We start from the raw sequence: 25102 nt of genomic DNA on the forward strand, positions 1-25102 counted from the left end.
GCACGGCGGCCAGCGCCTCGGGCGGGTCCACCTCGCGGCGCTCCCAGAGCGTCGCGATGCCGCGCGGCGCGTAACGCACGGTCGGCTGGTACGGCGGCGTCGTGACCGACAGGACCCGCGGCCAGGCGAACACGCACGGCACCAGCAGCAGCCCGAGCCCTCTCAGTGACCGGCGGCCGGACACGTACCGGTGCTCCAGCCGCAGCGTGCCGTCGTCCCAGGTGACGGTGTCGTCGAGGTCGGCCAGCATGCGCTGGGCGCCGCCCTCGGCCAGCAGCCGGGCGCGGTGCAGGATCTCGCCCTCCAGCAGCGACCTGATCCGCGGCCAGTACGGCGCCATCGCCGCCTCCCAGTAGCCGGCCACCTCGGTGGCCAGGCGTTCGAGGCCCTGCTCCGGGTCGTCGTAGAGAGCCTGCACCCGTTTCGTCCGGGGACCGCCGATGTGGTCCAGATCCGTGCGGACCCGGGCGGCCGCGCCCCGCATCGTGGCGAGTTCCAGCTCCAGGTCCGGCATGGACGTCGAGGGCGGCGTGCAGGTGAAGCCCGCGATCGAGATGGTCGGCACCGGGACCAGGTCGGACAGCAGCCGCCAGTCCACGTCCTGGAGGCGGCGGCGCACCTGGTCGGCCCAGGGCCGCAGGAGCGGGTGCGCGGCCGGGTTCTTCACCACGCGCGCGCTGGCCACGACCTCGCCGAGCGGGGAGACGGCGAAGCGGATGTTGGCGAGGTCGTGGGCGGTGAACGTCAGGTCGAGGGTCATTGAATTTGCTTGTCACTTAATCGATAGCGGCCTTGCCCGACATTTCAGCATCCTGCCGACATGTCAGCAACCTTGGTGGAAGCTCCACTCTTGCGGCTTCGCGCGTTCCGCAACCTGTTCGTCGCCGGCGCGGTCAGCCAGCTCGGCAGCCAGATCACCTACGTCGCCCTCCCCCTGCTCGCCGTGACCGCCCTCGGGGCGGGCGCGGGCGAGGTCGGGCTGCTCTCGGCGCTCGCCACGCTCACGGCCCTGGTGATCGGGCTGCCCGCCGGGGCGTGGGTGGACCGCGTCCGGCGGCGCCGCCTGATGATCGCGATGGACGCCGCACGGGCCGTGGCGCTGCTGTCGGTGCCGGCGGCCTGGTGGGCCGGGACGTTGTCCATGGCGCAGCTCTACGTGGTGACGGTGCTCGTGGGGGCCGGGTCGCTGCTGTTCGACGTGGCGTCCATGAGCATCGTGCCGGGGCTGGTCGGGCGCGAGCGGCTGACGTCGGCCAACTCGCTGCTGGTGGGCACGGCCGCGGGCATGGACGTCGCCGGACGCAGCCTCGCCGGGGTGCTGGCCCAGGTCGTGGGCGCGCCGCTGGCCGTGCTGCTGGACGCGCTGAGCTACCTGTGGTCGGCGGCCTGGCTGCGCGGCGTCCCCGAACCGGCAATCCCCGGGGACGGCTCGCCGGAGGCCGCGGAGTCCCTGCGGGCCCGGATCGCGGCGGGCGTGCGGTTCATCCTCGGCAACCGGGTGCTGGTCGCGGCCCTGGTCCAGGGCACGATGGCGAACCTGGCGTTCCCGCTCTGCTCGGTCCTGCTGCCGGTGCTCATCGTCGGGCGGCTCGGCTATCCGGAGTGGGTGTTCGGGGCGTACCTGGCGGTGGGCGGGCTCGGCGTGCTCGCCGGGTCGTCGTCGGCCCATCTGCTCGGCCGGCGCTTCGGCACGGGCCGTGCGGTGTGGCTGGTCAGCCTGGCCACCGCCCCGGCCGCGCTGGTGATCCCGTTCCTCGACGCCGGGCCGTGGTTGTGGGCCGCGGCGGCGGCGTGGTTCGTGCTGACGTTCCGCACCGGGGTGAACAACGTGCTGCTGGTCAGCATGCGGCAGCGGGTCACGCCGGACCACCTGCTCGGCCGGATGACGGCCACCATGCGGCTGCTGCTGATGGGCGCGGTCGGCCTCGGCGGGCTGCTGGCCGGGCTGCTCGGCGAGCTGTGGGGGGTGCGCGCGCCGCTCTGGGCGGGTGCGGCGATCATGGCCGTGAGCTGGCTGCCGATCCACTTCTCAGCCCTTCGCCGATCAGGTCCGAATACCGCCGATCGACCGCACTGACCTGCTGACCTGCGTTTTCATGGTGAGGTCCGATTTCCGCCGGTCGGCACCCGCGGCCCGCGCATAGTCTCGGAGGCATGTCACCCCTAGAGCTCGACTTCGACTCCTGTTACCGGGCGGTCTCCGCCAGGGACTCCCGGTTCGACGGGCGCTTCTACACCGCGGTGACGACCACGCGCATCTACTGCCGGCCGATCTGCCCGGCGCGTACCCCCTCCTCCAGGAACGTGCGCTTCTACCGGCACGCGGCCTCGGCCGAGGCGGCCGGGTTCCGGCCGTGCAAACGCTGCCGTCCCGAGCTGTCGCCCGGCGATCCCGGCTGGGACCTGCGCGGCGACCTCATCGGCCGGGCCCTGCGGCTGATCGACGACGGAGCCGCCGACGAGCGCGGCGTGGCCGGGCTGGCCCGGCGGCTGCACATCACCGAACGCCACCTGCACCGGCTGTTCGTGGCCGAGCTGGGCGTCGGGCCGCTGGCCGTGGCCCGCACCAAGCGGCTCCTGCTGGCCAAGCAGCTGCTGACGGAGACCGGGCTGCCGGTCACCGAGGTGGCCTTCGCCGCCGGGTTCGGCAGCGTGCGGCAGTTCAACGCCACGATGCGGGAGACGTACGGCTTCACGCCCAGCGAGCTGCGCGCCACGGCCGGACGTCCGGCGGCGCCGCCCGAGCCCGAGGCCGCCGGGCCGGTCACACTGAGGCTGCGGCTGCACCGCCGCGAGCCGTACGACGTGGCGGGCGTGTTCGGGTTCCTGACCTCCCGCGCCATCCCCGGCCTTGAGGTCGCGGGCCCGGAGTCGTACTCCAGGGCCGTGCCGGGCGGGACGATCACGCTCACCCCCCGGCCGGACCACATCGCGCTCGACGTGGCCCTGGCCGACACCCGGCAGCTCGCCCGCATCGTCGCCCGCTGCCGCCGCCTGCTCGACCTGGACGCCGACCCCGACGCCATCGCCGAGGCGCTCGGCCAGACCTCGCTGGCCCCGCTCGTCCAGGCCCGGCCCGGACTGCGGGTGCCGGGCACGTTCGACGGCTTCGAGCTGGCCGTACGCGCGGTGGTCGGCCAGCAGATCTCGGTCGCCGGAGCCCGTACGCTGCTCGGCCGCATCGTCGCCAGGACCGGCGGCCCGCTCTTCCCCACCGCGGCCGAGCTGCGGGAGGTGGACCTGACGGGCCTCGGCCTGACCAACCGCAGGATCGCCACCCTCGCCGACCTGGCGGGCCGGGTCGCCGACGGCGACATCGACCTCGACGGCGGCCAGGACCCGGCCGAGGCCGGGTCCGAGCTGCTGAAGGTGCCCGGCATCGGCCCCTGGACGGCCAGCTACATCGCGCTGCGCGCGCTGCGCGACCCCGACGCCTGGCCCACGGGCGACCTCGTGCTGAACAAGCGCATGGCCGCCCTGGGCATCCCCGACGACCACATCGAACGGTGGCGGCCCTGGCGGGCCTACGCCGCCCTGCATCTCTGGAGCTCTTCATGATCACCGCCCAGGTCCTGCCGACGCCGATCGGCTCGCTCTCGCTGCTCACCCGCGAGGGCGTCCTCGTCGCGGGCGGCTTCACGGCCGACCCTGCGGAGATGTTCGTCCGCCTCACCCCGGCCCTGCAGGCGGAGGGTCTCGACGTGGTGGACGACCTCGGCGCCCCCGCCGAAGCCGTCCGGGCCTACTTCGACGGCGACCTCGACGCCCTGGACGCCGTCCCGGTCTCGCAGCCCGGCTCCCCCACCCGCAAGCGCCTGCACGAAGCGCTGCGCGAGGTCCGCGCGGGGACGACGGTCTCGTACGCCGAGCTGGCCCAGGCCGCCGGCCTCCCCCGTACCGCCGCCCGTGCCGCCGGCTCCGCCTGCGCGCAGAACCTCATCGCCCCCTTCGTCCCCTGCCACCGCGTCCTGCCCAGCACGGGCGGCTACGGCGGCTACTACTACGGCGTCCCGGTCAAGGAATGGCTCCTCGCCCACGAAAGCGGACAAACCCTCAACCTACAGTGACGAGACGACGGCGTTCGGTAATGTGTTCGCATGTCGCCGCCGCCGGAATCCGCCCCCGTGACGACGGACGGGCGCCGTGATCCCAGTTTCCCAAGCCGTGTCGCATGGTTCACGGAAGGGAGAGCCGAAGGCCTGACCTTCGACCAGGCCTTGCACAGGGCCCAGATCAGGGCCTTGTGCAGGTCCAGCAGAGCCAAGGGCATGGCCGAGGCGATCGTTCGGATCCTGATGGCAAGGGGCATCCCCGTGCCCGAGGACGCGGCCGAGCGGATCCTGACCCTGAACTCCTCGCCCCCTGTCTCGGTGATGACGGCCCACCAACTGAGCCGCGGCATAGAATGGGGCTCATACGACGTTAGACGGCGTAGGCATCATTTGCATGCGCTTGCTAATCGTTGACACGAGCACGAGGAGGGGGTTCACATGCCTCTGGCCGACGACGCCGTGGAGGCGCGTGCCCAGGGGTGGCGCACCCTCGCCGCCCTGCACGCGAAGATCGAGGACAGGCTGGAGAAGGCGCTGCAGAAGGCGCACGGCCTGAGCGTGAGCGAGTACACGGTGCTCGACGCCCTGGCCCGCCAGGACGGCTGGCACATGCGCATGCAGCAGCTCGCCCGCGCGGTCGTGCTCAGCCAGAGCGCCACGACCCGGCTGGTCACCCGGCTGGAGAAGCGCGGCCTGCTCAAGCGCTACCTGTGCGAGGACGACCGGCGCGGCATCTACTCCGAGGTCACCCCTGACGGCCGCGACCTGCTGACCGCGGCGGGCCCGACGCACGACACCGTGCTGAAGGAGGTGCTGGCGGAGGCGGCCGAGCAGCCCGAGCTGGCACCGCTGGCAGCGGTGATCGCCTAGGCCCGCCCGGCCGAGGTTGATCGCCCAGGCCCGCCGGCCCCAGGGATCGCCCAGCTCGGCCCCTTACGGCTTCACGTTGCTCTGGATCTCGCCGACCGGCACGTCCCGGGTCGCCCCCGCCTCGACCGGCGCGAACTGGAACGGCACCGCGTCACCCGTCGTCTCCACCGGCCACGACGTGGTGACGGTGAGCCGGTACGCCTCGCGCGGCTGGTCGATCGAGGCCCGCAGGTAACGCATGCCGCAGGTGAACGCGGCCCCCTTGGCGTACGGACGTCCGGCCACCCCGCAGCCCTCCTCGTGCACCTCCGCCCGGTCCCTCGTGGTGCCCGGGTCGATCTTGATGCTCTTCAGCGTGGCCACCACGGTCACGCTCATGACGCCCGGAATCTCCGCGGTCACCGATCTGCGCCGCTCGCCCAGGCCCTCCAGCCAGACCCAGGTGGGCAGGTTGACGAAGCTCTTGGCGTCGGGGCTCAGCTTGATCGTGGGCTCGGGCACGGTCAGGGACGCCCTGGCGATCTCGGCGAGCTCCCGGATCGTGATCCCGGCGGGCGGCGTCGTGCCCGGCGGCACGAACACGAACGGGTCGAGCGCCGCAAAGCAGACCTGGCCCTTCGGGTCGGAGGCGTCGTACGCCGGGCCCCACCAGCGTCCGTCCTTGCCGACCTTGTCCTTGAACTGCTTGAGGAACTCCTGGAAGCCCTCCTCGGACGCGTCCTTGGTGTACCTGAACCAGTAGTCGCGCAGGGCCTCCTGCGACTTCAGCATCTCGGCGCCCGTCATGCCGGGCTCGTACCAGCAGGGGCGTTTGAGGACGTATCCGTCAGTGTTGCCGCCCTTGGCGCCGTTGCCGGAGATGACGATCCGAGAGTTGCGCAGCTCGATCCCTCTGGTCCGGCCGTGCTCGATGGGGCTGCCGGCCGTCTCGCCGGGGTCGTCGAGCTGGCCCAGCAGCATGAGGGCCGCGGTGGCCAGCGAGATCACGCGGTTCATCGCGCGCATCCTTCCTTGTCATAGAGGAATTCCCGGATCCGCCACACGCCGTCGTCGCCGCGGTGCGCGAGGGCCCTCTGGAGGTAGGGGGCGCGCATGATGGAGGGCTGGGGCGAGACGGCCTCGCCGCTGCTCGCGCTGACCACGCGTGCCTTCGACTCGTCCACGCAGGTGTCGATCTGCGCGCCCTTGTCCAGCACCTTCGTGACCCGCAGGCCGTACAGTCTGGCGACGCCCTTCACCCTTCTGTCCTCCTCGGTGTACCGGCGTACTCCGTCATACGCCTGGCGCACCGCCTGGAGTTCGAGATCCAGATCCTTCAGGTATCGATCGCTTCCCGAGACCATCACCTTGCGGGAGGCGAGGTACCAGTCGGTGATGACGCGCATGAGCGGGTCGCGCCGGGCGGGCCAGTCGATGTCGACCCGCAGCTTCCCGCCGCCGACCTCGACCGTCTCGACGCCGGGCGCGTCCGCGGAGGGCCGCGCCGAGCCTCCCGTCGTGGGCGCCGTCGCCGAGGCGGTCCCTGACGGGCCCGGCTGCGGCGTGTACGGCCGCTCGGCCTGCCCGCACCCCGCCACCAGCAGGACGAGCGCGATCACCGTCATACGTCTCATGCGGACGACTCCCTCACCACATGGATGCGCCACGAGGGCAGCAGTTCCTCGATCAACGCCTCGGTCTCCGGGGCCATCCCGCCGCCGTACGGGTGGGAGGCGGCCCTGCGGGTCAGGACCTCGACCACGGCCCGCATGCGGACGGCGTCCCCGGTGGCGTGGGTGGCCCGCAGCAGGTCGCGCCAGAGCCCCTCGTCGTCGGTCGCCAGCAGCAACGCCGCGCGGACGGCCGCCACCGCCGCGTCCGGCTCGTCCTGGGCCAGCCGCAGCTCGCACAGCCGGTGGGCCGCGTCGGCCACGCCGGCCGCGACGTCGTACTCCAGGTCGTCGGCCGCCAGCCAGGCGTACCGGCCGGACGGGCGGTTGGCCAGGAGCGGACCGCGTACCAGGCCGAGCGCCTTCTCCAGCAGGACGGTGCGGGCCGTCGGGTCGTGCTGGGAGCGGCGGACCAGCTCGCGGAACAGGGCCCAGTCCGTACGGACCTCAGGGCCGAGCCTGAGCCGCCCGGCCTCGTCGACGTGCAGGTGCTCGGGGCCGAGCCAGTCGGCGACGCGGGCGATGGTGGCGTCCCTGACCATGGTCTGGACCCCGCGCGGCCACAACACGCCCCCGAGCACGACGGGGTGCACGCCGCCGGGATGCGTGGCCAGGTAGATCAGCAGCTCGGTGGCCAGCGCCATGCGGCCCTCTTCGAGGGGCGCGAGCCCGGCGATCTCGATCGGGCCGAGCATCCTGATCTCGACGGCGGGCGGGTGCAGGCCCTCCAGCGGCTCGGCCTCGGGGTAGGCCTCGCCGTCGAGCCGTCCGGCGGTGCGGAAGAGGTCGATCAGCGCCTTGTAGTGGCGCCGCGGCAGGAGCTGGGCCTCGACCTCGAAGCCCAGCTCGGCGATGCGCGCCTTGCCGTCGTCGCCGATCTCCAGCGTCCAGGTGGCGTGCGGGACGTCGCCGGCCAGGACGTACCCGGCGGTGTCCCGGCGGGCCAGCAGCGCCAGGCGGCGGGCCTCCTCGTGCGTGGGCGCCACGGCCGACAGCAGGTAGTGGGCGTCGCGCGGGCTGCCGGAGACGCGTCCGGTCAGCACCTCCCGGCGCGGCGCGGCGGTCGCCTCCAGCTCGGGCAGCACCTCGGCCAGGCTGCCGACGGCCCTGATCCGGTCGGGGGCGATCACGGTCAGCTCCTCGCCGAACCCGACGAGCGTGATGCGCATGCGGTCGGACCAGCGGTTGGTGGCCAGCTCGACGGCGAGCGCGGCCAGCGCCGCGGTGGTCTGCGGGCCGCGGACGTTGATCAGGCCCTGCGCGGCCTCCAGGTCGATCAGCACCCGGCCGCTCGCGTCCGTGCCGATCGAGACCAGCCCCGGGTACGGCGCGCCGCCCGGCTGCTCCTCCAGCAGGCGGCCCTCGTGGGCGGGCAGGCGCCAGACCTGGCCGCCGTCCTGGGCCGTCCACGGCTCGGGCGGGTCGTCGTCCGGCGGGTGGATCCACAGGTCGAGCGTGCGCGGGGACAGGTGGGCGCCGTAGACGGTGGGCGGGGTGCGGTGCTGGGCGGCCAGCTCGGCGCCGAGCAGCCGCAGCCCGATGTCGAGGATGCGCGCGCCCGGCGCGTCGCCGCCCAGCCTGAGCGCGACCTCGGCCTGGGCGGCGTCGTCGCGCGGCCGGACGATCCGGCGCCCGAACACCCTGCGCCACAACTGCTCCCGCCGCCTCCTGGCCAGCAGGGCCAGCAGCCCGGCGGCGGCCAGCGAGGCTCCGGCCAGGTAGTCGATCAGGTCGAGGCTCTGCGCCTCCCTGACGGTGATCTCGGGCTGGTCCTGCCGGACGTCGGGCTTGCGGTGCCTGGCCTGGTCCTTGTCGCTCTTCTCGGTGGTCTTGCCTTCCGTGGCCTTCTTGGCGGCGTGGTGCCGGGCGTCGGGCTGGGCGCGGGTGTGGGCCACGCCGGGGTGCTCGCGCAGCGTCTGCTCGCGGGACTGGCCGGCGGGGACGATGTGCACGTTCCTGGCGTCGTCCGGCATGTCGAGCACCCAGCCGGGCCTGATCAGGTCGGCCATGCGCAGGCGGGTGCCGTCCGGCTGCTCCTTGGCCTGGTTGAGTCGGTAAATTTCGGGATATCGGCGGCCGTCTCCCAGGCACTTCTCCGCGATCTCCCACAGGCTCTCGTGGTGCCTTCCGTGCGGGGGCTGCACGACGTACACCTTCTTGGTCTTGTGGGTCTCCAGCGTCTGCTCGACGATCGGCGCGGAGTAGGCGACCGCGGTGACCGGCGGCGCGGCGGGCGGCGCGGCCATCCGCGCGATGGGCGCGATCATGGCCCCGGCCGTGAACAGCAGCAGCACCGCGCCGACGAGCTTGTTGGCCAGCGCCTGCGTGCCGCCCGACAGCGGTACGCGGGCAGGCATCCCGACTCTTCGGACACCGGCGTACACCTCGACCAGCACGCACACGAAGAGCTGGAACCAGGCCAGCCACACCAGCAGCACCAGGACGGCCTGGATCGTGCTCGGCCCGGCCTCGGCGGTGAAGAACCGCAGATCGAGCATCTCGGACGTGACCGGCGGCCCGGCGAACCTGAGCAGCGCGTACGGCACCCCGCCCACCAACGCCACCAGCGCCACCAGCGCCGCGAGCCCGGCGAGCACGTCGCCGAAGGTCCGCCTGGCCGGGATGCGCGCAGGCGGCCGCCTGGGCTGGTGCCGCCCCGGGGGGCGCGCCGGCTCTCGCGTCGGCTCTCGCGTCGGCATCGCCGCTCCCTTCCTCCGTCCAGCGTCCTGCCTCGTGCGCTGCCCCGGCCACCGAGTGGCGGGAATCGGTCTACCTGGCTTCCGGGGCGGCCGTGGCCTCGCCGTTCATCTCCGAGCCCGGGAACCCGAGGGCCCCGAGGAAGAACGCCTCCCACCGCACCGAGACGCTGACCGTCACCTGGTCCTGCTGGACCGAGCAGGAGCCGCGGGCCACGCCGTCGCCGCCCTGGGCCGCGACGATCTCGTCGGCCCTGGCGCAGACCTGGCCCTCGTCCAGCAGGGCGACCTCGCCGCCGGTGCGCAGGCGGTCGACGTCGATCTTGTCCGCGCCCGCCCGCGCGGCCTGCTCGGCGACGTCGGCGGCGCGCAGCCGGGCGTTGATCGCCGCGCCGCCGTCGACCAGCAGCCCGGCCAGGAGGAACACCACGACCGAGAAGAGCACGGTGAAGACCGACATGGACCCCCGCTCCCCCGCCTTCACGGCTCCCTCCTGACGAGCTGCTCAAGGGGCACCACGGCGGTGCCCGTCAGCCGCTTGGTGCCGCCGAACCCGAGGAAGCCGAGGTCGAGCTCGCAGGTCACCTCCGCCTGCACCTGGCCGCCCGCCTCCCAGGTGGATCCGTCCAGGTTCACCGTGCTGGCGCCGCACTTGTCGTCCAGCGCGGCCTTGGCGGTGCTCTCCGCCGCGGCGCCGGCGTCGTCGAAACTCCGCTGCACGGACGCGGCCCGCGCGGCGTCCCTGGCCGCGCCGTTGACCCGCCCCTGCGTCTCCACCAGCACCCCCGCCCCGACCAGGAACATGAGGAACAGCAGGAAGACGGGGGCGAGCATCACCGTCTCCACGGCCATCGAGCCGCGCTCGCCCGGCTTCATCGGCAGTCATCACCGCCGTTGTCGGGACGGAAGCACTCGATCGGCCCGCCCGCCGTCGCCGTGATCGTGAAGGTGAGCGGCGGCAGCAGCGGCACGACCTGCACGGCGCTGCCCGTGACTGTGACGAAGCGCTGGTCGGGGTCGCGCTCGGAGGTGGTGGCCGCGGCGTTCTCCAGCAGCCGCGGGCCGACCGCCTTGACGATGTCGGTGGCCTTCGCCGTGGCCGCGCCCTGCCAGTCGCCCGAGTCGAACGGCGCCGACCTGGCCACCCGCGCGCCCTCCCTGGCCGCCGCCTCGGCGATCTGGCGACCGTGGAACCAGAGCGCGACCTGCACGACGAGGAGCGCGACCGCGAGGATGACCGGCATCAGCAACGCCAGCTCGATCACGGTCGCGCCCCGCTCACGAGTCTCCGCCACCACCGCCGCCGCCACCGCCGAACGTGCCCTGGATCTCGCTGGACTTCTGCTCGACCAGGGTCTTGATCAGCGTGGCCAGCCCGAGCGCGACGCCCGCGATGATGGCCGTGATGATCACCCATTCGACTGCGGAGGCGCCCCTGCTGGGCGCGGTGCGGGCGCGCTGGATCCGCACCCCCAGGTAGGCGGTGAGATAGACGATCCAGGGATGGTTCATCAGGCCCCCAACATCTTCATCGCGGCGGGAAAACTGAGAAAGATCACGAAACCGGCGCACAGGAGGAGCTGGGCCACGAGCATCGACTGCGAACGTTCGCCCGCGCGTCCCTCGATCTCGGCCAGTTCGCGCCGGCGCAGGGTGGCGGCCCTGGCGGTGAGCGAGGCGCGCACCTTGGCGCCGTCGTCGGCCACCAGGCCGAGCGCGGCCGACAGGTCGCGCAGCTCGTCGACGTTGATCTCCTCGCCGAGCTGGCCGAGCGCCTGCCACGGGGTGATGCCGACGATCCGGGCGCCGCCGAGCGCGTCGCGGATGCGGCCCATCGCCCAGTTGGGCTGCTCGCCGCTGACCGACACGGCCATCATCAGCGCCTCGGGCACGCCGCGCCCGCCCGCCAGGTTCATCGAGACCAGGTCGAGGAAGGCGCCCACGACGTGCCGGAAGTCGCGTCGCATGGCCGCGGCCTCCTTGCGGATCTGCAGGTCGGGCAGGAAGAAGAAGAGCAGCGCCACGAGCACGGCCGACCAGAACGGCACCGTGAACGACACGCCCCACCCCATGAGCGCCAGCCAGCCGAGCAGGATCGGGAAGGCCAGCAGGCCGCTCGCGGCGAGCAGCACCTTGGTGGCCAGGAACGCCTCGAACGAGCGTCCGAGCAGGGCCAGGTCGGACTTGACCGAGCGGACCTCCCAGCCGCGGGCGCCGTAGAGGCGGGCCAGGCGGGCGCCGAGGCCGCGGCGGAACGCGCTGACCTCCTCGTCGGGCAGCAGGAGCTGGATGCGCGGGGCGTCGGCGTCCTCGCGCACGGCGTCGAGCGCCAGCAGCCGCGCCACCAGCCCGGGACGGGCCGGGAACAACGCGCGTACCAGCACGAACAGGCCGAGGCCGAGCACCGCCCCGGCCAGCACGCCCTCAACCATGGCCGCCTCCCCCCATCAGCAGCCGGGTCGGCTTGTCGAACCTGGCCAGCCGCCGCATCCACGCGAACCCGGCGCCGAACAGGCCGCCGACGACCACGAGCACGGCCTGGCCGAGGGTGGAGCCGTACTCGCTGACGTAGGCGGGGTTGAACAGGATGAGCAGCCCGGCGAAGACCAGTGCCGTGATCACCACGATCTGCACGCTGCGCCTGGTCGAGCGGCGTTCGGCCTCGACGCGGCGGCGCATGTCGAGCTCCTCGCGGGCCGAGACGGCGAGCGCGCCCAGCACGTCGCGCAGGCCGGGGCCGCGCAGCCGGGAGTTGAGGATGAGCGCGGCGATCACCAGGTCGGCCGAGGGGTCGTCGAGCTCGTCGGCGAAGCGGGACAGCGCCTCCGGCAGCGCCATCCGGGTGTGCAGGCGGTCGACCATGGCCCGCAGGTGGGGCCGGAGCGTGGGCGCGGCGGCCCTGATCGAGGACGGGATGGCCTGCTCCAGCCCGGCCGCCCCGGCGATGGTGTCGCGCAGCGACTCGGTCCAGGCGGCCAGCCCTTCCAGGCGGCGCATGGCGGCGCGTTCCTCGGCCGCGCCGCCGGACAGGCCGCGCCAGGCGAACACCAGCAGCACCGTGCCCACCGCCATGACCGGCCAGCCCGTGACCACCAGGACCAGGCCGGCGGCCACCGCGGCGACGGCGGTGCGGGTGGTCAGCATCTTGACGAGCGGGCGTCTGGGCTGGGACGGGCGGCGGCGCAGGCCGTACAGGGCGAGGAAGAACAGGAAGAGGCCGCCGCCGGCGGCCGCGCCCGCCGCCATCGCGAGCGGGTCGAGGTCGAACGCCATCCTCACCAGCCTCCCGGGTTGTAGCCGTGGGCGACGAGCTCCTCCAGGCACGAGACCGGCGCGTGCGGGACGGCCGTGCCGTCGGGACCGGGCACGAACACCTCGCTCGACAACACGCGGCCGTCGCAGCCGTTGACCTCGCGGATGCTGGAGACGTAGCGGCGCAGGGTGCCGCCGACGTGGTAGTCGTTGCGCTTCTCGATGAAGACGACGAAGTCGATCGCGCCCGCGATGAGCATGTGGGTGGCGTCGATGGGCAGGCGCTCGCCGGCCTGCAGGGCGTAGGTGGCGATGCGGTTGAAGACCTCCATGCTGGAGTTGGCGTGGATCGTCGACAACGAGCCGTCGTTGCCCTGGGTCATCGCGTTGAGCATGGTGACGATCTCGTCGCCCAGCACCTCGCCGACGATGACGCGGCTGGGGTTCATCCGCAGCGAGCGCCTGACCAGCTCGGCCATGGAGATCTCGCCCTGGCCCTCGGAGTTGGGCAGGCGCTGCTCGAAGGCGACCACGTTGGGGTGGAGCTCGGGGAACTGGTCGAGGCCCAGCTCAAGGGCGCGTTCGACGGTGATCAGGCGCTCGCTGGGCGGGATCTCGTTGGCCAGCGCCCGCAGCAGGGTGGTCTTGCCGGCGTTGGTGGACCCGGCGATCATGAGGTTCTTGCGGGCGGCGACGGCGGCCGTCAGGAACCTGCCGACCTCCGGACTGATCGTGCCGTTGCCGGTCAGGTCGGACAGGAAGACCTTGCCGAGGCGGGAGCGGCGGATCGACACGGCCGGGCGCACGGTGACGTCCATGACCGCGCTCAGCCGGGAGCCGTCGGGCAGCCGCAGGTCGAGCTGGGGGTTGGCGGTGTCGAACGGCCTGCTGGACAGCCCCGAGTACGCCGCCAGGATCTGGATCAGCTCGACCAGCTCGTCGTCGGACTCGGCGACCGGGTCCTGCATGAGCTCCTGGCCGTCGGCGTAGCTGACGAATACGCGGTCGCAGCCGTTGATGTCGATGTTCTCGACCTCGGGGTCGTCGAGCAGCGGCTGGAGTCGGCCCACGCCGAACAGCGCGGCGTGGATGCCGGCCGCCAGGGCCTCCTCCTCCTCGATGGTGGGCGGCGTGCGGCCGAGGCCGATCTCGTTGCGCGCGTGCTCCTCCAGCACCTGGGAGATCAGCGCCCTGGCGAACTGGCGCTCGTCCTCGCCGGACATCGGCGGGACGCCGCTCGCCTGGTCGATCCGGCGCTGCTGGGCCAGCCGGTCGCCGACCTCCTGGCGGAAACGTTTGACGAGCGAGTGGTCGATCATCGGTGGCTCACCAGCCTCGCGGCGAGGTCCCGGGCCGTGCGGATGAGCAGGGACCGGTCGAGCCGGCCGCCCCACTGCCCGCGCAGCAGCTCGGCGCCCTTGGGGTCGTGGGCCAGCCCGTGGACGAACTGGACGATGGGCCCGACGATCCTGCGCACGTCTTCGATCGAGGCCCGGTAGTTGCGCGGGTCGGCGATCACGACGACGCCGTGCGCCTTGGTGATCTGGAGGCGTTCGCGCAGGTGGGCGACGTGGTCGAGGGTCGCCCTGGTGAGCAGGAGCACCTGCTCGGCCTCGGCGAGGAGGTCGGCGATCTGCGGATGGGAGCCCAGGCGGCCGCAGTCGGCGATCACGTCGGCGTCGGGGATGGCGGCCAGCGACCTGCCCAGCGGGCCCCACAGCCAGGTGAGCCCGGCCGCCTGCTCGCCGTGGGTGAGCCCGGCCAGCACGTCGAGCCCGCCGATGATCTTCTGTGTGTGCTGGTGGATCTGGGCGGGTTCGAGGCCCCTGCGGGCGGTCGCGCCGAGCGTGAGCAGGCCCTTGCCCGGGTTGAGCACGCCGCCGTCGGCGGCGGGCAGCCGGTAGGCGAGGTCGCCGCCGGCCGGGTCGCACTCGGCCAGCAGCACGGGCCGCGGCCACACCGCCGCGAGGGCGGTGGCCGCGGTGGTCACGCCGGGCGCGCCCTTGTCGGCGGCCAGAACGATCAGCGCCACGTCAGCGCGCTCCCGGGAGCTCGGCCACCGCGATCTCTCCGCTGGAGGCATAGGCGAGTATTTGCGGTGAGTCCGACGAATCGACGATCACGGTGATCTGGCCGGAATTACCGCCGGTCCGGTTCTTGTCGCCCGTGCTGAACACGAGCGCGCTCTCGGCCAGTACGCGACTTTGCCCCTGAGCCGTCCGGTTCGGCACGTACACGACCTGGACGCGGTCGCCCTGTTGAATGCCGGCGGGCATTTGGCCGGGTTTGAGGGCGAGGCCGACGGTCGCCTTTCCCGGGCCGAGTTCGTCGCTGGCCTTGCTGCCCATCTGGTTGGTCAGCAGGGTGCCCGGCAGGATCGTGACCGCGGCGAAGCTCTTGGTCACCTCCGACCGCCGGGACCAGGGGACGTAGTCGACGCCCGTGTCCGAGGCGATCTTCACCTCTTCGAGCATGCCGTCCACGAACTTCTGGCCCGCGCCGACCTGCTGGGTGATCCTGATGGCGGAGACGCGGTCGCCGCTGCGCAGCACGAGCAGCGTGGTGGCCAGCGCCCCGCCGAGTATGAGCAGGACCGCCAGCGCGGCGAGGGCCGGCTTGCGTTCGCGTGGGGGCACGGGGAGCTTGCGCGAGGCCGGGCCGGACAACCCCGCCGCCGCGTTGTCGGCGACAGGTTTTTCACTGGTCCTCATGGGTGGGGGGCTCCCATTGTGAAATGCGGAATTCACGCCCATTATGTGGGGCGCCCGGGTGAGGCGTGGGCGGAATGCGAGGACCCATGCTTGTTTCGCAGGTGGCGCGATGTCAACCCGGAATAATCGATGCCTATTGTCTCTACCAAGTTGACGAATACCGATTTATCGGCATGCTGGCCACAGTTTTATCTTGAGTCGCAGTAATCACAACTTTTTCAGGCTTGATCGTGACGCTGGGCGCGCGAGTTATCCACAGAACCGCGTTCTCATGCCGGTGGCGTCAACCGGGACACCTACTCTCGCTTCTGGCGCTACCTTGGCGCCCGAGGTCGAGCGAGGAGACGGCACATGCGGATCATGCTCACCGTGCTCGGCGAGCAGGGCGACCGTGACGTCGTGATCGACGGCGACGGCGGCGCCACGGTGGCCGGGGTGACCGAGGCGCTGAGCGGGCGCACGTCCATGGCGAAGGTCGTCCAGCTGCCGCGGACGCGCGCGCCCTACGGCCTGGCGCCCGAGGCCGGGGGGCGGGGCGGGGCCGAGGGGCGCATCCCCCGTCCGCGCGTCCCCGACCGGCTCGACGTCCCCGCCGACGTGCCCGCCGATTCCGGCGCGCTGCTCTGGCGTGACGGGCGTCCGCTCGATCCGCGGGCGCCGGCGGCGGCCGTCCTGCGCGACGGCGACAAGGTCACGCTCGACCCGCGCCTGGCCCGTGCCACCGTGGTCGAGGAGCCCGGCGGGGTGGCCGAGATCCGCGTGATCGGCGGCCCGGCGGCGGGGGCCGTCCACCGGCTGGGGCTGGGCGTGCACGTCATCGGGTCCGACCCCACCTGCGCGATGGCCGTCGCCGATCCCCTCCTGGCCGCCGAGGCCGTCGCCGTGCGCGTGACGCCTGACGCGATCACCGTCGAGCGGGCGCACCGGCAGAGCTCCGGGCAGCCCTCCAGGCTGAAGCTGAAGGGGCGGTGGGCCGAGGAGGTGGCCGAGCTGACCGCGCGGGTCGCCGAGCGGGAGGCGGCCGAGTTCGCCGCCGAACAGGGCGACGTGCCCGAGCTCGACGGCAGGGCGCTCACCGGGCCCGCCGAGTGGCCCGACCAGGCGGTGCTGACCTGCGGGTCCTCGGTGTTCGTGCTCACCTCCATCGAGCCGAAGGACGCCCACCTCGCGCCCAGGGGCGAGGGCGGGCTCGCCTACAACCGGCCGCCCAGGCTGCGCCGTCCCGAGCCGGAGCGCAGGTTCGTCAAGCCCAAGGAGCCGACCAGGTCCGAGGGCATGCGGCTGCAGTTGCTGGCCGCGCTCCTGCCCGCCGTGCTCGGCGTGACGCTGGCGTTCGCCCTGCACGCCCCCTACTACCTGCTCGTCGCCCTGATGACGCCGATCATCATGATCGGCCAGTGGGTCAGCGACCGCCGCCACGGCAGGAAGAAGCACAAGCAGGCGCTCAAGGAGTTCGGCGAACGCGTCCGGGCCTACGACGAGGAGGTCGAGCGGGCCAGGGCCGCCGACGAGGCCGCGCGCAGGTCCGACGCGCCCGACCCGGCCCAGGTCCTGCTCACGGCGACCGGGCCGCGCAGGCGTCTGTGGGAGCGCCGCATCCACGACGCCGACTCGCTGCGGCTGCGCGTCGGCCTCGCCGACCTGCCCGCCAACCTCGACCTGTCGGAGGAGCAGGGCGGTCCGATCGAGCCGCCGCTCTGCCGCGCCGTGCCGGTGGCGCTGGCCATGCGCCGGCTCGGCGTCGCGGGCGTCACCGGCCCGCGCGGGGCCGCGACCAGCCTGGCCGGCTGGCTGATCGCCCAGGCCGCCACCCTGCACAGCCCGCGCGACCTGGCCATCGTGGTCGTGTCCGCGCGCGCCGACGGCGAACGCCGCTGGGGCTGGACGCGCTGGCTGCCGCACTGCGCCCCGCGTGCGGGCGAAGACTGCGTGGCCCTGGTCGGCACCGACCCCGAGTCGGCCGCCCGCCGCGTCGCCGAGCTGGCCGCGCTCATCGACGAACGCCAGAACACCGCCATCCCCGAGTTCGGCAAGATCCCCACAGGCTGGGACGATCTGGGCGGCCCCGAGAAGCCCAGCTTCTCCTCCTACGACGTCCGTCCGCACGACGTCCTGGTGATCCTCGACGGCGCCCAGATCCTGCGCGGCCTGCCCAACATGCCCCAGGTCCTGCGGCAGGGCCCCCGGTCCGGGGTGTTCACCCTCGCCATCGACGACGACCAGCGGCTGCTGCCCGAGGAGTGCCAGACGGTGGCGGCCTGCGGCTCCGACGGACTCGTCCGCCTGCTCGGCGGCGGGCTCGACGTGATCGGGCCGGTGCTGGGCGACCTGGTCTCGGCCGCCTGGTGCGACCGGCTGGCCAGGGCCCTGTCCCCCATCCGCGACGTGAGCCGGGACGATCCGTCGGGCAATCTGCCCGGAGCCGTCCGCCTGCTCGACCTGATGGGCATGCCCGACCCGTCCGGCAAGGAGCTGGCCGGCCGGTGGCGGGCCCGCGGCACCACCGAGGCGCTGATCGGCGTCGGCCCCGACGGCCCGTTCTCGGTCGACCTCAAGCTCGACGGCCCCCACGGGCTGATCGCCGGCACCACCGGGGCGGGCAAGTCCGAGCTGCTGCAGACGCTGATCTGCTCGCTGGCGGTGGCCAACCGGCCCGACCAGCTCACATTCGTGCTGATCGACTACAAGGGCGGCGCGGCCTTCAAGGAGTGCGTACGCCTGCCGCACACCGTCGGCATGGTCAGCGACCTCGACGGGCACCTGACCCAGCGGGCCCTCGACTCGCTGGCGGCCGAGATCCGGCGCAGGGAACGCCTGCTGCTGGCGGCGGGCGCCAAGGACATCGACGACTACGCCGGCCAGGCGCCCATGCCGCGCCTGGTGCTGATCATCGACGAGTTCGCCGCGCTGGTGGCCGAGCTGCCCGACTTCGTGGCCGGTCTGGTGGACATCGCGCGGCGGGGCCGTTCGCTGGGCATCCACCTGATCCTGGCCACCCAGCGGCCGGCCGGCGTGGTCACGGCCGACATCCAGGCCAACACCTCGCTGCGGATCGCGCTGCGGGTGACCGAACCCGCCGAGTCCACCGACGTCATCGACCTGCCCGACGCGGCCGCGATCTCCAAGTCCACCCCTGGCCGGTGTTACGTGCGGTCGGGGGTGGGGGCGGCGATCGCCGTCCAGACGGCCAGGGTGGGCGGGCGCAGCCCCGCGCGTGTTCCGTCCGCCGGGGGGCCGGCCGGGCGGGTGCGGGTGCTCGACGTCGACTGGCGCTCGCTCGGCAGGCCACTTCCGCCGCCTCCGGAGCCGGCCGAGGAGTCGGCGGTCACCGATCTCGGCCTGGTCGCGGACGCGCTCGTCGAGGCTGGCCGGTTGGCGGGCGTCCCGGCCCAGCCGAGCCCGTGGCTCGACCCGCTGCCCACCCACCTGGTGCTCGACCTGCCCGCCGCCCCGCCCGTGCCCGCCTCACCGGAGGGGCCGCTCGGAGCCGGGCACGCCGGTCCCGCGTCGCCGTACGAGGGGGCTGGGGTGCCGGAAGGTGCGGCTGGGGTGGCGTACGAGGGGGCCGGCGGCGGGTTCGAGGAGGTCGCGCCGTTGGCGTTCGGGGTGACCGACCGTCCGTGGCGGCAGGATCGTTGCCCGCTGGCGCTCGACCTGGCCAACGGCGGCCACCTGCTGATCGCGGGCGCCCCGCGCAGCGGCCGCTCGACGGCGTTGCGGACGATCGCCGGCGCCATCGCGGCCCGGACGTCGCCCGCCGACGTGCACGTCCATGCGGTGGACTGCGGCTCGGGCGCGCTGCTCCCCGTCATGGCGATGCCCCACTGCGGCGCCGTCGTCACCCGCGACCAGATCGAACGGGTGGAGCGGCTGCTCGGCCGGCTGCGCGCCGAGGTGGGCCGCCGCCAGCAACTGCTGGCCGAGGCGGGCCACGCCTCGCTCGCCGAATACCGCCAGGCCGGTCACCGCCTGCCGTGGCTGGTGTTCATGCTCGACCGCTGGGAGGGCTTCGTCGCCGCGTTCGAGAGCTACGACTACGGCCGCCTGATCGAAGCCCTGCTCCAGCTCCTGCGCGAGGGCCCGGCGGTGGGGTTGCGCGCGGTGGTCACCAGCGACCGGTCCGGCCTGCTCGGCCAGGTCTCGACGGTCTTCGACGACCGCCTGCTGCTGCGCCTGTCCGACACGGCCGACTACGGGCTGGCCGGGTTCCCGCTCAAGGGGCTGCCCGCGTCCATGCCTCCGGGCCGTGCCCTGTCGCTGGGCGAGCACGGCATCACCGAACACCACATCGCCCTCCTCTCCGCCGACCCCGCGGGCCCCGCCCAGGTCGCCGCCCTCCAGGCCCTGGCCCGCAGCGCGAGCCCGCAGGCCACCGGGCGTGGGGGGCGCCCCGGGGAGGGCGAACAGCCGCTGCGCGTCGACGCGCTGCCGATGCGGGTCACCGCGTCCCAGACGATGGACCTCGATCCGGCGTTCACTCCGCCGTCACCGCTGTGGGCGCTGGTCGGGGCGGGTGGGGACGCGCTCACCCCGCTCGGCGTCGACCTGCTGGCCCACGGGCCGGGCGCGGTGATCGCTGGGCCGTCGCGGTCAGGGCGGTCGTCCGTCCTGGTGACGGCGGCGCGGTCGCTCATCGCCGCGGGCACGCCGGTCGTCGCCGTCGCCCCCAGACGCAGCCCGCTGCGCGATCTGGCGGACGCGGTGGCCGTCCTCGACGGGAACGCCGCCGACCTATCCGAACTGGTCGCCGACCTGGGCCAGTACGTCGTGGTCGTGGACGACGCCGAACTGGTCAACCCCGACTCACCGCTGGGCACGTCCCTGGAGGAGGTGCTCCGCTCGGGCAGGGACGGCGATCACGGCCTGCTGATCGCCGGCTCCACCGGTGACCTGGCGGTCGCCTACCGCGGCTTCGTGGCCGAGACCCGCAAGTCCCGTACGGGCGTGCTGCTGTCGGTCCAGGGCCCGACCGACGGCGACCTGTTCAGCATCCGCCTGCCCCGCGGGGCCGGGGGCGGCCCACCTGGCCGCGGCCTCCTGGTCACCACCGGCAACATCACCCCCATCCAAACAGCCCTCCCCGACACCCCCTGACCCACGCGCCCAACCTCGTTCCGCGAGCCACCAGAGCCACTCAGCCGTAGCCACCCGACCCATCCCACGTCGCCCACCCTTGAGGACCACACGAGTCCGGGCGGCCCGGGCATGGCATCCGCGGTCAGGCTCGTCGGACGGGAGGGTGTACGCGCCTGCCCACCCCGACCCAGCCCTCCCGAGTCCCCACCCCGAGCCAACCCTCCCGAGTCCCCGCCCTGAGCCAGCGTTTCCGAGTTCCCAGCGCGTGGGAGCCCTTCGGTGGCCCTTGTCTGGCGTCCGGGGTCGGGCTCGTCGGACGGGGAGGAGGGTTCAGGCCCACGACACCGCGGCCGGTCGGCCTCCCCGGGGCCCGATGCGTGCGGGCGGCGGCGGTGTGGGGTGTGACTTCTCTGTTGATCTGTCGAGTGGTGGCGTCGTTGACCTGCGGTTCGCCACTTGCCTTCTCATTTGAAGTGATTTCGGGGAACGGGACGCCGATGGCCAAGGTGCAGTTGCCTAGAACTCGTCCATCGCAGCCAGCCCCGTGCTCATGATGCCCCGTTCCGAGGCGGCGGGTCGTAGTAGCCCCGGCTCGCGATCAGGACGCTCTCGAAACACGTGTAGCGGTCGATGGTCTCCTGATCCGCCCCCGGATACGGGACCCCCGATCGGGACATCCCAACGGACAACTCCGGCACCACCAAGCCGCAGTCGCCCTGGTCGACCTCGACGTCGAAGCGGGCTCGCAGTTCCGCGATCACCTGCTCGGCAGGCGTCGAAAACAGATCCACACCAAGCAGGAACACCTGCGCCCGCGGCTCCACGTCGAAGTCTCGGTAGATCTCGACCGTCTGCACCACTCCTGCGGACCCGCAGCATACGTGCACATCAACTCCCGATCCCATCAGCCGCCAATCCAGCGGCTCCGCACCCGGATACGGCGCGTACGGCTGCGGCGCGCCCCACGCCGCCAGCACCCGCCCTGTTTCCTCGAACGAAGCCCCCAGCAGCACCGGGCCGGCAGCCCTCAGCGGATCCAACTCGATGACCAACGGTGACACGTCGCCTCCAAGGCGGCCGACAGCCCCAGGAACCACTCCAGGCGCAGTGACATCCTCGCCAGATCAGGCGAGAACTCGCCACCTGCTTCGTCAGGTCGCGTGAGAGGTCGCCACTTCAGACGGGAACGCACATGGGGGTCAGGAGTCGTCGGCGGGGAGGGTGTACATGCGGACGTACAGGGGGCGGGCGTCGGGTGGGGCCTCGTCCGCAGGGTGGCTGTATTTCAGGAGCAGGGCCACGTAGGCGTCGTGGAACTCCCTGAGCTCGTCCTTGGTCATGCGGGCGAGGCCTCGGGAGCCCTTGACCCAGTCCGGGTCGGTCTGGAAGGCGGTGGGGAGGCGGTCCAGCAGGGCGCGGTCCTCCTCCAGCCCGATCCGGTGGAACTCGATCAGGACCGCCTGATCCTCCGGGCCGAGATCGCCGGGCTCGGGGAGGCGGATGTCCCTGGGGAGTTCGGCGCGGCGCCACCAGCGTTCGCGGCCGGAGGAGCGTTCGGGGATCTCCTCGATGAAGCCGTACTTCTCCAGTTGGCGCAGGTGGTAGCTGGTGGTGCCGGTCTTGGCGCCGAGCAGCTCGCCGAGGGTGGTGGAGGTGGCTGGGCCGTGGATGTTCAGGTGGGTCAGCATGCGGCGGCGCATGGGATGGGCCAGGGCTTTGAGCCGGTCGGGATCGTGGAGCACCAGGGGCTCGTCGTCCTTCATGAGGAGCAGGCTAGTCCTTGAGGACGATATCTGCAGACATGTCTTTGCCGAGATGTCTCTGCAGACTACTGTCGGCAATATGCGAAACCTTTTCACGGCCTCTGCCGCCGTCTCCCTCAGCGCCGTCGCCGGCGTCGTGTTATGGCTCAGTACACCCGGACTGGGTCGTGCCGCCCCCGCCACCGACGTCACCTCGAACGCCGCAACGACGGCCGATCTCGGCCAGAAGGCCGCAATGACCGGTGAAGGACGGCGCGGCGCTGGGGCCGGGGCGGTCGAACTCGATCGCGCGGGACCGGCAGTTCCGGGCGGCCTCGCCGTTCCCGGCGGCTTGGCGGCTCCCGGTGGCCTCGCCGCTCTCGGTGGCCAGGCGGCTCCCGGTGGCCTCGCGGTTCCGGGTGACCTGACGGTCCATGAGGTCACGTTCCGCGGCAGCGGCGGGCTGGAGCTGCACGGCAGCGTGATCAGCCCGTCGGCCAGCGCGATCAGCTCCTCAAGCGCCGGCAGCGCGGCCCAGTCCGGAGGCACAGCACAGGTCGGAGGTACAGCCGGGGTCGGGGGTACAGCACAGGCCGGGAGTACGCCCCAGGTCGGAGGCACAACCCAGGTCGGGGGTACAGCCCAAGTCGGGGCCAAGGGGCAGCCCGGAGACATGGCCCGGGTCGGGCGCGCGTCCCAGGCCGGGCGCGCGGCCGGGCAGAGCCTGAGCGGCGAGGCCTGGCAAGGCCGGGACAACCCCGCCTTGCTGAGCTGGGACGACCTCGCCGGGGAGGGCGCGAGTGGTGGGGGTGGGCGGGCTGGGGTTGTGTTGGTGCATGGGGCGGGGACGGGGACGTCTCGGGAGAAGCTGCTGGGTGAGGCAGTCGCCTTCGCCCGGCAGGGCCTGACCGTGCTGATCTACGACAAGCGCTCGGTGAACTATTCGCTGTTCCATCGGTCGTACGCGCAACTCGCCGACGACGCGCTCGGCGCGGTCGCGACGCTGCGCAAGGAGCCCGGGGTCGATCCCGGCAAGGTCGGCATCTGGGGGCTCAGCGAGGGCGGGTGGGTGGCGCCGCTCGCCGCCTCCAAGTCCAAGGACATCGCGTTCGTGGTGGTGGTCGGGGCCAACGCGTTGCAGCCCCTGCGGCAGCAGACGTGGGCCGTGGCGGCCGGGTTGCGCAAGGCGGGGGTCGGCGGGTCGCTGGTCGAGCACGCCGAGCCGAAGCTGTACCGGGTGATCGCGGACGGGGGCATGTTCCCGGAGCCCTACTACGATCCCGAGCCGGTCCTGGCCGCGGTGCGGCAGCCGGTGCTGGCGATCTGGGGCGTGCACGACCTGCTGACCCCGCCTCGCGAGACGCCGCCGATCTTCCGCGCGGCGTTGGAGAAGGGCGGCAACAGGCGGTACACGTTCCGGTTCTTCGAGAAGGCCGATCACGCGGCTCATGTGACCCCGGACGGCGGCGTCACGCGTCTGCCCGAGCTCGCTCCCGGTTACGCCGAGCTGGTGGGCGGCTGGGTGGCGAAGGCGACCTCGGGTCGGGCTCCGGTCGCGGAGGTGTCGGGGCCCGCGCCCGTCCAGGCAGAGGACTCCGTCGGGACGCCGCCCCCAGCGTGGTGGGAGTCGGCCTTCGCGCAGACGGCGGTCCTGGCGCTGTTCCTGGCCGGGTTCGCCGGATATCCGGCGGTCGCCGTGGTCCGGCGGATCCGGGGCCGCGGCGCGGCCCGGCCCACGCCGACCAAAGAAACGACAGCCGCCCAAGCCACGCCGACCGCGAAAACGGCAGCGGTCCGGGCCGCGCCGGCCAAAGAAACGGCAGCGGCCCAAGCCACGCCGACCAATGAAACGGCAGCGGTCCGGGGCACGCCGACCGCGGAAACGGCAGCAGTCCGGGGCACGTCGGTCAAGGGGACGGCGGCGGCTCGGGTGGGCAGCGCCGGAGGGCTCGTGGCGGCGCTGGGCGGGTTCGCCTACCTGTTCTACCTGATGTCCACCGGCGGGAAGCTGGCCGCGCCCGGTCCGATGCTCCTCGGCAGGCCGCTCGTCTGGCTGGCGCTGCAGGCCGTCGCGGTGGCCACCGTCGTGGCGACGGTGCCGGCAGCGCGCACGTGGCGGCGGGAACGCGCGACCGGCGAGCGGGTACGGCTGGGCCTGCTCGTCGCGGCGGGTGTGGCCTTCGTTCCGTGGGCGTTCTATTGGGGTTTGCTACTTCCGTAGGGGTTCATGACACAAGAGCGTTCTATGCTGATCCCTGCGATACGGGAGAGGTGAGATGCAGACCCGGAAGGACCTCTACCAGGCTCATCGGCTGATGCAGCAGCGCCTGGGCATGGCGTTGCTGCAGGCTGAGCCCGATGTGCCGGAGACGCCCATGCGGCGGCACAACGTGGCGATGTTCTGCGGCGTGCTCGTGGGCGTGCTCATCGCGGCGGTGTTCGGGATCTGGGGGCTGCTCAAACCCGGCGGGGCGACGAACCTGACCGAGGCCGGCCAGCTCCTGGTCGAGGAGGAGACGGGCGCCACCTATGTCTACAGCCAGGAGCAGGGGCGGCTGCTGCCGACCGCCAACTACGTCTCGGCGCTGCTGCTGCTCGACGCGACCGACTTCAAGGTGCGCAACGTCTCCGCCGCGTCGCTGGCGACGCTGCCGCGCGGGCCGCTGGTGGGCATCGCGGGCGCGCCGGACAGCCTTCCGGCCCGCGAGAAGCTGGTGAAGGGCCCGTGGTCGGCGTGCGTGACCGAGCCGGCGCAGGCCGCCGGGGCGCGGGGGCCGTACGTCACGCTGGTGGGCGGACAGGACGTCGGCGGGACACCCGTGGGCGGCGACGCGCTGGTCGTCACGGACGGCCAGCAGGGCTGGGTGGTCTGGAACGACCGGCGCATGAAGGTGACCGAGACGGGTGTGCGCGCGCTCAACGCCCATCCCAGAAGAGTGCCCTCGACCTGGATCAACGCGATCCCTCCCGGCCCCGACTTCATGCCGCCGCCCATCACCGGCCTGGGCCGGCGCGCCGTCGCCCCCGGGGGCGGCAAGGGGGCGGTCGGTCAGG

General features: G+C 72.8%; 23 protein-coding genes. 8 read left to right on the forward strand and 15 right to left on the reverse strand.

What is annotated here, in order from left to right; genetic code table 11:
- The coding region (locus tag ACWCSD_RS20510) for a DUF5937 family protein (protein WP_449916892.1) at window positions 1–760 on the reverse strand (760 nt) is incomplete at its 3' end.
- Window positions 761–850: 90 nt separating this feature from the next.
- Between ACWCSD_RS20510 and ACWCSD_RS20515 the strand changes: the two genes are divergently transcribed.
- From ACWCSD_RS20515 to ACWCSD_RS20530, 4 genes are all read left to right on the forward strand, one after another.
- On the forward strand, window positions 851–2077 hold the full coding sequence (locus ACWCSD_RS20515) for an MFS transporter (protein WP_449916894.1): 1227 nt from the start codon (window positions 851–853) through the stop codon (window positions 2075–2077).
- Window positions 2078–2154: 77 nt separating this feature from the next.
- Complete coding sequence (locus ACWCSD_RS20520; RefSeq protein WP_449916896.1) at window positions 2155–3558, forward strand: AlkA N-terminal domain-containing protein; 1404 nt, start codon at window positions 2155–2157, stop codon at window positions 3556–3558.
- Window positions 3555–4067 carry a methylated-DNA--[protein]-cysteine S-methyltransferase gene (locus ACWCSD_RS20525; protein WP_352325829.1) on the forward strand — a complete coding sequence of 171 codons (513 nt, stop codon included), beginning with the start codon at window positions 3555–3557 and terminating at the stop codon, window positions 4065–4067. The genes ACWCSD_RS20520 and ACWCSD_RS20525 overlap by 4 nt, the downstream gene beginning before the upstream one ends.
- Window positions 4068–4490: 423 nt before the next feature.
- Complete coding sequence (locus ACWCSD_RS20530; protein ID WP_352361855.1) at window positions 4491–4922, forward strand: MarR family winged helix-turn-helix transcriptional regulator; 432 nt, start codon at window positions 4491–4493, stop codon at window positions 4920–4922.
- A gap of 63 nt (window positions 4923–4985) precedes the next feature.
- Here ACWCSD_RS20530 and ACWCSD_RS20535 read toward each other — a convergent pair whose 3' ends face one another.
- The 12 genes from ACWCSD_RS20535 to ACWCSD_RS20590 all read right to left on the reverse strand — a co-directional run bounded on the left by ACWCSD_RS20535 (window position 4986) and on the right by ACWCSD_RS20590 (window position 15230).
- A complete protein-coding gene (locus tag ACWCSD_RS20535) occupies window positions 4986–5918 on the reverse strand; it encodes a hypothetical protein (protein WP_449916899.1) in 933 nt (310 codons plus the stop codon).
- Complete coding sequence (locus tag ACWCSD_RS20540) at window positions 5915–6535, reverse strand: hypothetical protein (RefSeq protein WP_397165358.1); 621 nt, start codon at window positions 6533–6535, stop codon at window positions 5915–5917. Before ACWCSD_RS20540 ends, ACWCSD_RS20535 begins: the two co-directional genes overlap by 4 nt.
- The gene (locus tag ACWCSD_RS20545) at window positions 6532–9270 is read right to left on the reverse strand and encodes a BTAD domain-containing putative transcriptional regulator (protein WP_449916901.1); all 2739 of its coding nucleotides are present in this window, start codon (window positions 9268–9270) and stop codon (window positions 6532–6534) included. Before ACWCSD_RS20545 ends, ACWCSD_RS20540 begins: the two co-directional genes overlap by 4 nt.
- A gap of 70 nt (window positions 9271–9340) precedes the next feature.
- A complete protein-coding gene (locus ACWCSD_RS20550) occupies window positions 9341–9751 on the reverse strand; it encodes a TadE/TadG family type IV pilus assembly protein (protein ID WP_397218419.1) in 411 nt (136 codons plus the stop codon).
- Window positions 9748–10143: a TadE family protein gene (locus ACWCSD_RS20555; RefSeq protein WP_397165353.1), complete on the reverse strand. Its 396-nt coding sequence runs from the start codon at window positions 10141–10143 to the stop codon at window positions 9748–9750. Before ACWCSD_RS20555 ends, ACWCSD_RS20550 begins: the two co-directional genes overlap by 4 nt.
- Window positions 10140–10562, reverse strand: a complete 423-nt coding sequence (locus tag ACWCSD_RS20560; protein ID WP_357969999.1) for a TadE family protein — start codon at window positions 10560–10562, stop codon at window positions 10140–10142. The genes ACWCSD_RS20555 and ACWCSD_RS20560 overlap by 4 nt, the downstream gene beginning before the upstream one ends.
- Window positions 10546–10779: a hypothetical protein gene (locus tag ACWCSD_RS20565; RefSeq protein WP_357969997.1), complete on the reverse strand. Its 234-nt coding sequence runs from the start codon at window positions 10777–10779 to the stop codon at window positions 10546–10548. Before ACWCSD_RS20565 ends, ACWCSD_RS20560 begins: the two co-directional genes overlap by 17 nt.
- Window positions 10779–11699, reverse strand: a complete 921-nt coding sequence (locus tag ACWCSD_RS20570) for a type II secretion system F family protein (protein ID WP_397165351.1) — start codon at window positions 11697–11699, stop codon at window positions 10779–10781. The genes ACWCSD_RS20565 and ACWCSD_RS20570 overlap by 1 nt, the downstream gene beginning before the upstream one ends.
- Window positions 11692–12540 carry a type II secretion system F family protein gene (locus ACWCSD_RS20575; RefSeq protein ID WP_449916907.1) on the reverse strand — a complete coding sequence of 283 codons (849 nt, stop codon included), beginning with the start codon at window positions 12538–12540 and terminating at the stop codon, window positions 11692–11694. The genes ACWCSD_RS20570 and ACWCSD_RS20575 overlap by 8 nt, the downstream gene beginning before the upstream one ends.
- Before the next feature lie 2 nt (window positions 12541–12542).
- Entirely contained in the window at window positions 12543–13838 is a 1296-nt protein-coding gene (locus ACWCSD_RS20580) for a CpaF family protein (RefSeq protein ID WP_397165348.1), read from the reverse strand.
- The gene (locus tag ACWCSD_RS20585) at window positions 13835–14551 is read right to left on the reverse strand and encodes a hypothetical protein (protein ID WP_352361875.1); all 717 of its coding nucleotides are present in this window, start codon (window positions 14549–14551) and stop codon (window positions 13835–13837) included. Before ACWCSD_RS20585 ends, ACWCSD_RS20580 begins: the two co-directional genes overlap by 4 nt.
- A 1-nt stretch (window position 14552) precedes the next feature.
- Window positions 14553–15230: a hypothetical protein gene (locus ACWCSD_RS20590; protein ID WP_387668954.1), complete on the reverse strand. Its 678-nt coding sequence runs from the start codon at window positions 15228–15230 to the stop codon at window positions 14553–14555.
- Between the two features lie 351 nt (window positions 15231–15581).
- Here ACWCSD_RS20590 and ACWCSD_RS20595 point away from each other — a divergent pair, with 351 nt between their 5' ends.
- Window positions 15582–20324: an FtsK/SpoIIIE domain-containing protein gene (locus ACWCSD_RS20595; RefSeq protein ID WP_449916910.1), complete on the forward strand. Its 4743-nt coding sequence runs from the start codon at window positions 15582–15584 to the stop codon at window positions 20322–20324.
- Between the two features lie 530 nt (window positions 20325–20854).
- On the opposite strand, the gene ACWCSD_RS20600 is transcribed toward ACWCSD_RS20595, so the two are convergent.
- Window positions 20855–21367: a hypothetical protein gene (locus ACWCSD_RS20600; RefSeq protein ID WP_397165346.1), complete on the reverse strand. Its 513-nt coding sequence runs from the start codon at window positions 21365–21367 to the stop codon at window positions 20855–20857.
- Window positions 21368–21505: 138 nt separating this feature from the next.
- Window positions 21506–22069: an ArsR/SmtB family transcription factor gene (locus tag ACWCSD_RS20605; RefSeq protein ID WP_397165344.1), complete on the reverse strand. Its 564-nt coding sequence runs from the start codon at window positions 22067–22069 to the stop codon at window positions 21506–21508.
- A gap of 242 nt (window positions 22070–22311) precedes the next feature.
- Between ACWCSD_RS20605 and ACWCSD_RS20610 the strand changes: the two genes are divergently transcribed.
- The 3 genes from ACWCSD_RS20610 to eccB form a co-directional block, all read left to right on the forward strand.
- On the forward strand, window positions 22312–22476 hold the full coding sequence (locus ACWCSD_RS20610) for a hypothetical protein (RefSeq protein ID WP_397165342.1): 165 nt from the start codon (window positions 22312–22314) through the stop codon (window positions 22474–22476).
- Window positions 22477–22874: 398 nt separating this feature from the next.
- Window positions 22875–24269: an alpha/beta hydrolase family protein gene (locus ACWCSD_RS20615; RefSeq protein ID WP_449916914.1), complete on the forward strand. Its 1395-nt coding sequence runs from the start codon at window positions 22875–22877 to the stop codon at window positions 24267–24269.
- Window positions 24270–24324: 55 nt separating this feature from the next.
- A partial coding sequence (gene eccB, locus ACWCSD_RS20620) for a type VII secretion protein EccB (RefSeq protein ID WP_449916916.1) occupies window positions 24325–25102 on the forward strand: 778 nt, incomplete at its 3' end.

This window comes from Nonomuraea sp. NPDC001684, assembly GCF_053596515.1.